Genomic DNA, 11447 nt, shown 5'->3' on the forward strand with positions numbered 1-11447 from the left:
TTTGAAATCCTACTACTACCGCTTCGCCGCTTTGTGGATGCCTCCCGCGATAAGCCGGAAAGGAGACCACTTTCAGTCTTATCGCTCCGGCTACCACGAAGACGCGCCTTCGCTAGATGGTCTATCTTAGAAAGCGCATTTCATTGTCGGGGATAAGACCTGTAGCTCGTATTGCGTCTTTCTTTAATGAAATTAATATCAAATAGTAATCACATTATAATATCAGTCTATACATCTCAAAATAAAACTCTCGATAATGTACACTCTAGCGCAGGCGCGGCAAAGGGGTAGCCGAAGCCGTGAGACTGGATGCGAAGCGCCAATCCAGGCTCAGGGCGAGAGGCATCCCAAAGCGGCAAGCGTTCACAATCCACACCCCGAATTACAACTGTCTCTCAATAATGTACACTCCAGCGCAGGCGCGGCAAAGGGGTAGCCGAAGCCATGAGACTGGATGCGAAGCGCTAATCCAGGCTCATGGCGAGAGGCATCCCCAAAGCGGCAAGCGTTCACAATCCACACCCCGAATTACAACTCTCTCTCAATAATGTACACTCCAGCGCAGGCGCGGCAAAGGGGTAGCCGGAGCCGTGAGACTGGATGCGAAGAGTCAATCCAGGCTCCAAGCGAAAGACATCCCCAAAGCGCCAAGCGATCCACAATCTACATTCCGAATTAATACTCTCTCATCATCGAGCGACACAACAGATTCAACTGGATTCTTTAATTCAACATATCTAAATCTACAAATCTCCCTTCACTATCGACACAAGAAAAATTTGTAGTATACTGAAAGTTGAACAAAATACATACCAAACATAAAGGTGCCCCGCATTAAAAACGGGGTTAAAAGGGAAGTCGGTTCAATGCCGACGCGGTCCCGCCACTGTAAGTGTGAGTTAGTCGCAAATTGTCACTGGAAAAATTTCCGGGAAGACGCGATTAGTATTGAACACAAGCCAGGAGACCTGCCTTTATGGATCACACGTACCCTACGAGGATAGGATTAGTGGAAATCGGCGTCCCCGCACGTCCGGATTTTTACTCAACTTATTCCTCCGTAGCAATTACGGGGGATTTTTATTTGGATAAAACAGGAGGAAAACAACATGAAAAAGATTTGGCATTTAGGATTAACGGCATTTCTTGCAGTATTCTTGCTCGCAGCATGTGGAACTGCAACAACAGAAAAGCCAGAAGTAGCTGGAACACCGAAAGTAGAAGAGGTCAAAGCTGATTTTCCAATTACGCTAACAGATGCGGTTGGCAATGAAATTACCCTGAAAACTGCACCGGCAACAATCGTTTCGATGATGCCGAGTAATACGGAAATATTGTTTGAACTTGGTCTTGCTGCTGAAGTTGTCGGCGTCAATGACTACGATGATTATCCCGCAGAAGCACTTGGAAAAGAGAAAATCGGCGGTATGGAATTCAACGTTGAGAAAATCGTTTCCATGAATCCTGAAATCGTTTTTGCACATGAATCCGGACTTGGATCAGGTGAGGCAGGACTGCAGCAAATCCGTGACGCAGGAATTACTGTTTTTGTTGTGAAAAACGCAGCAAACTTTGAAGAAACGTACACTACGATTGAAACAATCGGTCAAGCGACTGGTAAAACAGTAGAAGCTGAGAAAATCATTACGGACATGAAAGCAAAAGTCGAAGAAGTTCTAGCTAAAACGGCAACAGTTGAAAAGAAAAAAACAGTTTTCGTTGAAACATCACCTGCGCCAGAAATCTACACACCAGGTAAAAATACATTTATGGATCAAATGCTTGAAATGATTGGTGCGGAGAATATTGCTGCCGATCAGGAAGGTTGGTTCATGATGGATCCGGAAGAAATCGTCAACCGCAATCCTGATGTAATTATTGTGTTGTACGACTACATCGAAACGGCCGTTGCAGATGTGTATGCACGTCCAGGTTTTGATTCCATTACAGCTATCAAAGAAAAAGCAGTTATCCAAGTTGATGAAAATACAACTAGCCGTACAGGCCCCCGTCTTGCTGAAGGGCTTGAAGAAATAGCGAAAGCCATTTATCCAGAGGCTTTTGGTGAGTAAATCTAGCGTTGCCTACATCGTTTCTGCCGCCGCACTTCTAGTGGCGGTATGGCTCGGTGTGTCAATCGGGTCTGTGAAAATACCGATTAGTACGTTATGGAATGCAGGAGCGGATGCAACGGCTACCAATATTTTGTGGAAAATTCGTATGCCGCGTGTCGTGCTTGCAGGACTTGTCGGCGCCTCGCTCGCGATTTCAGGAGCTGCTTTCCAGGGGCTGCTGAAAAATCCGCTTGCTGATCCATATACCCTCGGAGTGTCATCCGGCGCCTCGGTAGGTGCTGTCTTGACGCTCTTTTTTGGTATTTCCATTCCGTTTTTAGGCATATATACGCTTCCTGTATTCAGTATGGTTGGTGCAGCACTGACAATGTTCCTTGTTCTCGGATTCGCACGCCTCGTTGATAGGGCAATGAGAATGGAAACAATTATTTTGACCGGAATAATTTTCGGTTCGTTCCTCGGTTCTGTATTATCACTAATGATAGCGCTCACAGGGGAAGAACTACGCCAAATTATTGGTTGGCTGCTCGGCAGTGTTTCGATGAGGGGCTGGAGCTATATTACAATGATCTTGCCATTCGTCGTCGTCGGCTCGTTCATGCTGTGGTTGAATCGCCGCGAATTAAATGCGATGCTGTTCGGGGAAGAACGGGCGCATCATTTAGGTGTCAACGTCAAACGCCGTAAGTTTACCATTTTGATTGGTGGATCCATCCTGACAGGTTCTGCAGTCGCGGTGTCCGGCACAATTGGCTTTGTCGGCCTAGTCGTTCCGCATATGACGCGACTCCTATGGGGATCTGATCATCGCCATCTCCTGACATTATCGTTCATGAACGGCGCAACGTTGCTTATCATTTGCGATTTAATTGCACGGACAATCATTTCCCCAACTGAACTTCCAGTAGGTGTCATCACAGCGTTTATCGGTGCACCCGTATTTGCATTTATCTTCTATAAACAACGAAGGAAAGGGGGAATGTGACATGTTAACAGTCGATAATGTTTCCGGCGGTTATGGTAAAGAATCAATTGTGAAATCAGTAACATTCACTGTCAATAAAGGCGAAGTACTCGGCATACTTGGACCCAACGGCAGTGGTAAATCCACTTTATTGAAAATCATATCAGGCATTCTCCCAAAGGAAACGGGTTCCGTCACAATCGACGGGCAAGACGCGTCTACCTATTCACAAAAAGAATTCGCCAAAAAAGTAGCCGTCCTGCCACAACTCCATGCACATGCATTTTCTCACACTGTTCGTGAAACGGTAGAACTCGGCCGCTATCCACACCAATCGGGGTTATTTTCCTCATGGTCAGATGAAGACGAGCGCGCTGTCACCAATGCCATAAATAGTATGTCAATCGCACGCTATGCTGACAACTCGATAGAACTGCTATCCGGTGGTGAACAGCAACGCGTTTTTGTTGCACAGGCACTCGCACAGGAAGCTCCGATTTTATTGCTCGATGAACCAACGAACCACTTGGACATCGCCCATCAGCAACAATTACTTGATACGATTCGCCAGCAGGCAATCGACAAAGGGCTGACGGTCATTTCGGTGTTCCACGATATCAATTTGGCTTCTTTATACTGCGACCGGCTTCTCTTGATGGATAAAGGGCAGATTGCCAGAATAGGTGTCCCACAAGAAGTAGTGAAGGAAGAGGCAATTCAATCTGTGTACGGTGCGCGTATAAAATCACAGCCTCATCCCGAATTGCCAAAACCTCAAATTACACTTCTGCCGGATACCAAAGAGGAAATTAAACCTTTCACCGTTGTAAAAGAAGACTTTTCGATAGCTGCGGACTTTGTTGCACTACGAACAAAATACCCGTTGAAAACAATTTCCTCCGCCGTTCATAATGCCGGAACAGGCTGGTATCGGTCGTTTGTCAATCGGCATGTTGATGTTGATTACAATGCAGACGATGTCAAAGCTGAAAACACTTCCTACCTTGAACAGCAAGGTTTTCATCTGACGGATACGGTCGGTATGATGACCGCGGTCACGACGGAGCATGCTGAAGTCGAGGAATACACAGGGGATTTCGGAACAATTCTTATTGCGGTAACAGCTGGCGTCGGCAATGCCGTCGATGTATCACAAGCACTCACGCGTGATCAGAAACCTCGCGTCGGGACCATCAATACATGGGTTATCGTCAACGGGCAGCTACCTGATGAAGCATTTATCCAAGCAATGATAACTGCAACCGAAGCGAAAACCAAAGCACTTCAAATGGAATCCATAACAGATCCGCTCACCGGCACAATTGCAACGGGTACATCGACGGACAGCCTACTAATCGCGGCAACACAACAAGGAGAATTCCTGCCATATGCAGGTCCAATCACCCCGCTCGGAAAATTGATTGGCCACGGAGTGTATGACTGTACTGTACGGGCAATCCGTGCCTATAAAAAGGCGAAAGGGTGGACAACTTGATACCTGCACATTTTATCGCCATCGCAATTGGTTTTCTACTGGACAGAATGATTGGAGATCCGCCGAAATGGCCGCATCCGGTCCGCTGGATTGGAACGTTCATTTCCAAATTGACTAGCGTTATGAATAAAGGGCGGTTCCGCATGTTAAAAGGGGCGTCTACACTTTTCATCACAGTCGGGATTGTGTTGGGCATCGTTTTTGCAGTGGTTGGTTTTGCCTATAAATTCAATATCTATATAGGTATTGGCGTGGAATCAATTCTGATTGCTATAGGGCTGGCACAAAAAAGTTTACGCGACGCTGCACTTGACGTTTATCGCCCGCTCGCCGCAAATGATCTACCCGCAGCACGAACGAAGTTGTCATGGATTGTCGGTCGCGATACCGATAAACTACAAGAAAGTGGCATCGTACGCGGGACTGTTGAAACCGTGTCAGAAAATATTGCGGACGGCATTACATCGCCATTATTTTGGGCATTTCTACTGGGAGCACCCGGTCTGTGGATGTACAAAGCAGTGAATACACTGGATTCGATGATTGGTTATAAAGACGAACGATTTGAGAAGTTTGGTAAATTTTCTGCCCGTGCGGATGATATCTTGAATTTCATACCAGCACGTGTGACGGGTTTCCTAATCATTTTATATGCGCCAAATAAAAGTGGAATTTCCTTTTGGAAACGCTTTACAGGCTGGAGTAAAGACGCAAGGAAACATCCAAGTCCGAACAGCGGATTTTTAGAGGCAGCGACCGCTTGGCAACTCGGCGTTACGCTTGGCGGAACAAGTACATACCGTGGAATCGTATCGAAAAGACCTGAGTTTGGTCCAGGCAACACCACGTTAACCGCAATACATATTAAACAAAGCATTACACAGATGCATGTGACAGCGTTTATTTTTTGGCTAGTAATGACTGTGATTGGAGTGGCTTTTTATGAAACTACCTGAACATGGCGCAAATCCGCACAACGTTTACGCGACACTGGGCATTGAACCGCCTACACAGCTAGTGGATTTCAGTGAAAATGTCAATCCGGCGGGGCCTCCTGATTCAGTTACCGAGATGTGGCCAAGTTTACTAGCTAAGCTTAAGGCATATCCAAATCCTCAAGGCGAGCCGTTTCTATCAGCGGCGGCCGATTATCATGGCATTTCGACTGCTTATTTATTCGCGGGAAACGGGGCGGCGGAACTGCTGGCACTTCTTGCAGAGCGTTATCGTGCAAAGCGAGCGATTGTCGTGCACCCGACATTTTCCGAATACGAAGCGACGCTGTTGGCGAAGGATGTGGAGATTGTTCGGGTTTTTGCATCGGAAAGTGAAGGCTTTCAATTGCCGCTGGAAGCAATTCTTAAAGCCATGACTTCAGCATCCGTTCTGTACCTTTGCACACCAAACAATCCGACTGGCGTCATGCCTGAACGGACGGACTTGAACGTAATTATACAGCGCGGCGCTGAAGTAGGTTGTGACGTCGTTTTAGACGAGGCTTTTATCGATTTCGTTGATGAATCCCTATCCTTCATTGCAGAAATAAAAAGTAATGCCCACGTCATTGTCGTTCGCTCTATGACGAAAATGTATGCCATTCCGGGAATACGCCTTGGTTATATTGTGGCAAATCCATCGATTATTATGGAGATAAAAGCACTTGCGCCGCATTGGAATGTTAACGGATTAGCCGCAGAAATTGGAGCGGTGTGTTTACAGGAAGAGCAATACCGCGAACAGGCGATTCAGTATAGTAACAGTGAACGGGAAAGGATGACGCAGTTTTTAACGGACAATGGTTGCGCTGTTACTAATTCCGTTACGAATTTCATTTCATTTACACTGGGTTCTGACCATGATTCGAATAAGTTGTATGAAGATATGCTCGCACGCGGAATTGTCCTCCGTCATTCACAAAACTTCCGTGGCATGGATGGCAGATGGTTGCGCATTGGCATGAAAAACGATGTGTCCATGAACATTTTAAAGGAGGAGCTGTCGCAATGGTTCGCGGAAAACTGACGTTCATAAGTGGCGGCGTTAGAAGCGGGAAAAGTTCCTATGCAGAAAAGCTGCTTGTTAATGAAGTGCAGAAAAACGTGGCTCGGCTTGTTTACATTGCTTCCGGCGTCGCAACAGATTCAGAAATGCAGGCACGTATTGAACGTCATAAATCGGATCGTTCCACTGATAGTTGGACGACCTTTGAACAACCCGTCGAGCTGGAAAAGCTAGTGCCCTCCATTCAACCAGGTGATTATGTGTTATGGGATTGCCTGACGACGTGGTTGGCGAATGAGTTATACACAGGTTGGGATTTAGGGGAACCTTGTATTGGACAAGCGGGCTGTATGGAGCAAAAGGAAATGCAGTTGTACTTAACAATCGAATCACTTTTAAAACAAGCCGCTCACCTCGTTATTGTTTCGAATGAAGTCCTAGACGAACTGCCGTCAAAGTACGCTGAAACGGAAATCTACCGAAAATGGATCGGCCGTATTCACCAATCGCTTGTCAAAAAAGCAGATACAGCAATTGAAATGGATTATGGAATCCCAATCGTATGGAAAAACGAGCAGCAGGAGATGACGCAATGAATGGGCTGATTGTTTTAGGGACAGCATCGGACTCTGGAAAAACGATGATTTGTACAGCGCTATGCCGCATTTTATCGGACGAAGGCGTGCGGGTAACCCCCTTCAAATCGCAAAATATGTCCGGGTTTTCAGCGACAACGGAAAAGGGCGAAGAAATGAGTCGTGCGCAATTCATTCAAGCACAGGCTGCTAGAACAAAGCCATCGATTTATATGAATCCAATATTGCTGAAACCAGTTGCGGACATGAAATCGGAAGTGCTTTTTTTCGGAAAGAAGTTTGGTCCAATAGCTGGAATGGCGTATCGCGAACAGTTCTTCACACGCGGAGTTGAAGCGATTAAAACGTCACTTACCAAACTGGCGGAAACGTATGAAACGGTCATTATTGAAGGTGCAGGAAGTCCGGCAGAAGTGAATCTCAACGATAGAGAAATTGTGAATATGCGCGTGGCAGAAATTGCGGATGTACCTGCTGTTTTGGTTGCGGATATTGATCGCGGTGGTGCTATCGCATCAATCGTTGGGACGCTGCAACTTTTACCACCCGAGCATCGAAGACGTGTCAAAGCCATTATTATCAATAAATTCCATGGCGACGTTTCTTTATTCCAAGAAGGTATTGAATTCATCGAAACCTACACGGGTATTCCAGTGGCAGGCGTTATCCCTTATAAAGTAAATCATGGCATTGAAGAAGAAGATATGGACCGGCCGGTTATGAAAGCTCCTGCAGGAATCGACGTCTACGATGCGTGGGCAAAACATGTCTTGGCGCATCTCAACTGGCCACTGATGAAAGAAATTTTGTCACCATCCGGAGAGATGAAATGAACGGATTGTTGTTAGCCATGCAATTTTTCACTGCAATCCCGGTGCGGAAAGAATTTCCACTCGGCCGAAAAGAAGTGACGGCAATGTATATGGCCCTTCCTTTCGTTGGGGCGGCAATTGGGCTCGCGATGTACGGTGTGTCAGAACTTCTAGTGAATTATTTGCATATCGGTACACTTCTTGCGTCGGTACTTATCGTTTTGACGGCGATTATACTGACTGGTGGTTTGCACCTGGATGGCTGGGCGGATACGGGAGATGCATTCTTTTCATACAAAGACCGCGAAAAACGACTTGAAATCCTAGAGGATCCGCGACTTGGTGCATTCGGCACGATGGCTCTGGTGTTACTAATCGTCGTGAAAATCGCTGTGTTTAATGAAATTCTGATGCGCGGCACAGGGAATCTTGCTCTATTTATAGCGATACCTTTCCTAGCAAGAGCAACTATGAACCTGTACTTCTCAACTGTTCGTCTTGCAAAGGATAAAGGAATCGCACACTTTTTCAAAGAAAAGATGTCAACAACTGTGCTAATCAGCTGGACTCTAGTAAGCAGTGCAGTGATTTTATGCGCGGTAGGATTTATGTTGAAAAGTGTACTGATTCCAGTTGTGATAGCGATTGTAATTGCAGTAGCATTCTTCACGTTCCGTAACTGGTCGTTGAAACACTTTGGAGGTGTCACGGGCGACCTATGCGGTGCATTCATTGAAGGGATGGAGGTAGTGTTATGGCTAGCGGTTTTGTGCTTCATCTGATTCGGCATCTTCCCACATTAGGTAACAAAGAACGGAAATACATTGGCTGGACGGATGAACCGATTTTGGAATCGGCCAGCTGGAACTGGCGTTTACCCGAAACCCCGAAACACGTTTATAGCAGTGATCTTCGTCGTGCAAAACAAAGTGCCGCATGCTATTTCCCGCAAGCGTCTATTGAAACAGCTGCCAGTTGGCGTGAATGTAATTTTGGCGAGTTTGAAGGGAAAACATATGCGGAACTTGAAAAGGATATGGACTATCGAAAATGGATTGATGATCCGTATGCATTTGCACCACGTGGCGGTGAGAGTTTAACAGATTTAGAACTGCGTGTAGTGGCCGCAGTCAAACAATTGCCGAATCAGGCGGTTGTCGTGACACACGGAGGACCCATCCGCGTAGTTCTGACGAAGTTTTCACCGGAAGAAAAAGGTTTTTGGTCGTGGAATATCCCGCATGGAACAGGCTACCGACTTGAATGGGAAAGCGACAAAGCATTCGAGGAGGGGAAGTTATGCACGTTTATATCGGCGGTGCCCATAACGGCAAACGAGATTATGTGAAAAAGTGGTTGGCCCAGCAAGGGAAAGAAAACGTACAGTGGATAGAAGGGAATTGTTTAGAGGACAGTTTCATAGTAGATATGGAAGCCATTCAGACAACTGTCATAGCTGGAGTCGAAAAGTGGCTTGCGGAAACGAATTTATCGGAACAAGCAGCCATTGATTACGTGATGAATGGCATCGCCAAGGACCGTCAGACAGTTTTTATTTTAACGGATATTGGACGCGGAATCGTTCCTATGGATGCCGATCAGCGAAAATTACGCGATGCTTGCGGTCGGCTTTATCAACGCTTAATGGCGGAAGCGGATGAAGTGACGAGAATTTGGTATGGCTTGGCAAAAACACTAAAGAAAAGGGGAGAACAACAATGAAAATTTACACACGTACAGGGGATAAAGGGAAAACAAGTTTAATAGGGGGCCGCGTCGACAAAGACAGCCTTCGCGTTGAAGCCTATGGCACGATGGATGAATTGAATTCATTTGTCGGCAAAGCAATGACGGAACTGGATCCTGCAATTTTCGCGGATATGCTGACAGACTTGGAAGCCATTCAAAACGAATTATTCGACGGCGGTGGCGATCTTGCAAACGTTATGAAAGAACGTCATTATAAATTGTCTGAAGAGCCTGTTGAAGTGCTTGAACAACGTATTGACGTGCTGATGGAAGAAGCGCCACCTTTGGAGAAATTCATCTTACCAGGTGGATCACCTGCAGCTGCAACACTTCATATCGCACGAACTGTTGCGAGACGCGCAGAAAGGCAAACGGTGACACTTTTAAAAGCGGAAGAAGACGTACCAGCAGTTGTTCAACGCTATTTGAACAGGCTATCAGACTACCTTTTCGTTGCAGCGCGCATTGCGAATTCTCGGGTCAACGTACCGGATAATGAATACGTAAGAAGTGCAAAAGTGTTCCGAACGGATAAGAAAAAGGAGGACTGACCGATGCAATTGAAACGGCTCACATTGACGGCGTTTTTTGCAGCCCTCTGTGTCATCGGTGGATTAATCAAAATCCCGTCCGGCATCGGTTCATTGGCACTGGATACGGTGCCGGCACTTATCTCAGCTGCCTTTCTACCACCCGTATTTTCAGGAATCGCGGCGATGCTTGGGCACACGGCCTCCGCGATGAATGGCGGTTTTCCTTTAGGACCCTTTCATATACTCATTGCACTCGAAATGTTCGTCATCGTAATCATCTTTGCACGTCTGCATAAAGCGGGACGCAATGTGACGAAGTGGATCTTTTTCATAGTGGCAAACGGTTTAATCGCACCACTACCGTTTTATTTTCTGATATCACCGGCATTTTTCTTGGGAGCAGTTCCATTTCTATTGCTCGCGACAATCGTTAACGCGGTTGTTGCAGCAGTTGTCATGCCGTCACTTCGGCATGTGGTGGATGGTCGCATGGGAGCACTTCGATGAGGAATGCCATTAATATCGGCAATGGTTTCATCGTGACAACCGATAATTCAGGTGGCATCGGTGAAAAGTTGCAGGATATAGTTAATGTACCGGACCGCATCACAGCGTATTTCGCGGCCCGCGTCACATTGCTTGAACAATGGGCGTCGCATGCGGAACCGGTTTCAATCCTCATTCACAATTTTAGCGGCAGCGCGAGTTGGGGGAATTACGTGGCAGGTGTGACGGATTTATTCCACGAGGCGGGGCTTGAGGTTCCGCCGATCAACGGCAGTTCAGAAACCAATATGGAACTTGTCCAGTCAGCGATGGCCGTAACAATTATAGGCGAAAAAATGGCAGCGCGGACTCAGGAAAATAGTGCGTGGTTTACTTACGGCACACCACTCGTTGGAGATGAAGTACGAAATCGCGCAGATGAAATTGCGTCAGTTGCGTTTATTCACAAGGCGATGACAAGTGGAATCGTCCAGCAAATCTGGCCAGTTGGCTCAAGTGGAATATTACAAGAGGTCCGTTTGGTAACTGGAATGAAGGAAGCGCGCGTTGAAACTGTGCTGGATCCAATGAAATCAGCGGGTCCGTCGACAGTTGTTCTCCTAGCCATTCCAAAGATGCAAATCAAGAATGCTGAAGCACTTTTTGGTGTCCATTTGAATAAACTAACGATTAATACTTGAAACCTGCATTGTTCTTGCAGGTTTTTTCTACCTTT

At 46.5% G+C, this 11447-nt stretch carries 13 protein-coding genes and 1 riboswitch; all 13 genes read left to right on the forward strand.

The annotated features are described in order from the left end of the window. Nucleotides 1-805 precede the first annotated feature (805 nt). Nucleotides 806-990: riboswitch (cobalamin riboswitch) on the forward strand. A gap of 119 nt (nucleotides 991-1109) precedes the next feature. Genes I2483_RS05425 through I2483_RS05485 form a run of 13 tightly spaced genes read left to right on the forward strand, consistent with a single transcriptional unit; the run spans nucleotide 1110 to nucleotide 11412 of the window. Beyond that, nucleotides 1110-2072: an ABC transporter substrate-binding protein gene (locus tag I2483_RS05425; RefSeq protein WP_207174260.1), complete on the forward strand. Its 963-nt coding sequence runs from the start codon at nucleotides 1110-1112 to the stop codon at nucleotides 2070-2072. After that, a complete protein-coding gene (locus I2483_RS05430) occupies nucleotides 2065-3060 on the forward strand; it encodes an iron chelate uptake ABC transporter family permease subunit (RefSeq protein ID WP_207174262.1) in 996 nt (331 codons plus the stop codon). Before I2483_RS05425 ends, I2483_RS05430 begins: the two co-directional genes overlap by 8 nt. 1 nt (nucleotide 3061) lies before the next feature. After that, nucleotides 3062-4534, forward strand: coding sequence for an adenosylcobinamide amidohydrolase (locus I2483_RS05435; protein WP_207174264.1), 1473 nt, complete (start codon nucleotides 3062-3064; stop codon nucleotides 4532-4534). Further along, a complete protein-coding gene (cbiB, locus tag I2483_RS05440) occupies nucleotides 4534-5490 on the forward strand; it encodes an adenosylcobinamide-phosphate synthase CbiB (RefSeq protein ID WP_207174410.1) in 957 nt (318 codons plus the stop codon). Before I2483_RS05435 ends, cbiB begins: the two co-directional genes overlap by 1 nt. Continuing rightward, entirely contained in the window at nucleotides 5477-6556 is a 1080-nt protein-coding gene (locus I2483_RS05445; RefSeq protein ID WP_207174265.1) for a pyridoxal phosphate-dependent aminotransferase, read from the forward strand. The genes cbiB and I2483_RS05445 overlap by 14 nt, the downstream gene beginning before the upstream one ends. After that, nucleotides 6538-7131 carry a bifunctional adenosylcobinamide kinase/adenosylcobinamide-phosphate guanylyltransferase gene (locus I2483_RS05450; RefSeq protein ID WP_207174266.1) on the forward strand — a complete coding sequence of 198 codons (594 nt, stop codon included), beginning with the start codon at nucleotides 6538-6540 and terminating at the stop codon, nucleotides 7129-7131. Before I2483_RS05445 ends, I2483_RS05450 begins: the two co-directional genes overlap by 19 nt. Beyond that, on the forward strand, nucleotides 7128-7964 hold the full coding sequence (locus I2483_RS05455; RefSeq protein WP_207174267.1) for a cobyric acid synthase: 837 nt from the start codon (nucleotides 7128-7130) through the stop codon (nucleotides 7962-7964). The genes I2483_RS05450 and I2483_RS05455 overlap by 4 nt, the downstream gene beginning before the upstream one ends. Further along, nucleotides 7961-8725, forward strand: a complete 765-nt coding sequence (gene cobS / locus I2483_RS05460) for an adenosylcobinamide-GDP ribazoletransferase (RefSeq protein WP_207174268.1) — start codon at nucleotides 7961-7963, stop codon at nucleotides 8723-8725. The genes I2483_RS05455 and cobS overlap by 4 nt, the downstream gene beginning before the upstream one ends. Then, nucleotides 8698-9291 carry a histidine phosphatase family protein gene (locus I2483_RS05465; RefSeq protein ID WP_207174269.1) on the forward strand — a complete coding sequence of 198 codons (594 nt, stop codon included), beginning with the start codon at nucleotides 8698-8700 and terminating at the stop codon, nucleotides 9289-9291. The genes cobS and I2483_RS05465 overlap by 28 nt, the downstream gene beginning before the upstream one ends. After that, nucleotides 9243-9665 (forward strand): bifunctional adenosylcobinamide kinase/adenosylcobinamide-phosphate guanylyltransferase, encoded by a 423-nt coding sequence (locus I2483_RS05470; protein ID WP_207174270.1) that lies wholly within the window; start codon nucleotides 9243-9245, stop codon nucleotides 9663-9665. The genes I2483_RS05465 and I2483_RS05470 overlap by 49 nt, the downstream gene beginning before the upstream one ends. Then, nucleotides 9662-10243 carry a cob(I)yrinic acid a,c-diamide adenosyltransferase gene (locus I2483_RS05475; RefSeq protein ID WP_187045937.1) on the forward strand — a complete coding sequence of 194 codons (582 nt, stop codon included), beginning with the start codon at nucleotides 9662-9664 and terminating at the stop codon, nucleotides 10241-10243. The genes I2483_RS05470 and I2483_RS05475 overlap by 4 nt, the downstream gene beginning before the upstream one ends. A gap of 3 nt (nucleotides 10244-10246) precedes the next feature. Further along, nucleotides 10247-10732 (forward strand): ECF transporter S component, encoded by a 486-nt coding sequence (locus I2483_RS05480; RefSeq protein ID WP_207174271.1) that lies wholly within the window; start codon nucleotides 10247-10249, stop codon nucleotides 10730-10732. Further along, nucleotides 10729-11412, forward strand: a complete 684-nt coding sequence (locus tag I2483_RS05485) for a hypothetical protein (protein WP_207174272.1) — start codon at nucleotides 10729-10731, stop codon at nucleotides 11410-11412. Before I2483_RS05480 ends, I2483_RS05485 begins: the two co-directional genes overlap by 4 nt. Nucleotides 11413-11447 lie beyond the last annotated feature (35 nt).

The sequence above is a fragment of the Sporosarcina sp. E16_3 genome, from assembly GCF_017347125.1.
In the GTDB taxonomy this organism is placed as follows: domain Bacteria; phylum Bacillota; class Bacilli; order Bacillales_A; family Planococcaceae; genus Sporosarcina.

Bases quoted from the DNA above. Each gene is read 5' to 3' on its own strand.
- I2483_RS05470 (WP_207174270.1), top strand. From the start codon at position 9,243: ATGCACGTTTATATCGGCGGTGCCCATAACGGCAAACGAGATTATGTG.
- I2483_RS05425 (WP_207174260.1), top strand. From the start codon at position 1,110: ATGAAAAAGATTTGGCATTTAGGATTAACGGCATTTCTTGCAGTATTC.
- cobS (WP_207174268.1), top strand. From the start codon at position 7,961: ATGAACGGATTGTTGTTAGCCATGCAATTTTTCACTGCAATCCCGGTG.
- I2483_RS05465 (WP_207174269.1), top strand. From the start codon at position 8,698: ATGGCTAGCGGTTTTGTGCTTCATCTGATTCGGCATCTTCCCACATTA.
- I2483_RS05445 (WP_207174265.1), top strand. From the start codon at position 5,477: ATGAAACTACCTGAACATGGCGCAAATCCGCACAACGTTTACGCGACA.
- I2483_RS05475 (WP_187045937.1), top strand. From the start codon at position 9,662: ATGAAAATTTACACACGTACAGGGGATAAAGGGAAAACAAGTTTAATA.
- I2483_RS05485 (WP_207174272.1), top strand. From the start codon at position 10,729: ATGAGGAATGCCATTAATATCGGCAATGGTTTCATCGTGACAACCGAT.
- I2483_RS05450 (WP_207174266.1), top strand. From the start codon at position 6,538: ATGGTTCGCGGAAAACTGACGTTCATAAGTGGCGGCGTTAGAAGCGGG.
- I2483_RS05455 (WP_207174267.1), top strand. From the start codon at position 7,128: ATGAATGGGCTGATTGTTTTAGGGACAGCATCGGACTCTGGAAAAACG.
- I2483_RS05435 (WP_207174264.1), top strand. From the start codon at position 3,062: ATGTTAACAGTCGATAATGTTTCCGGCGGTTATGGTAAAGAATCAATT.
- I2483_RS05480 (WP_207174271.1), top strand. From the start codon at position 10,247: ATGCAATTGAAACGGCTCACATTGACGGCGTTTTTTGCAGCCCTCTGT.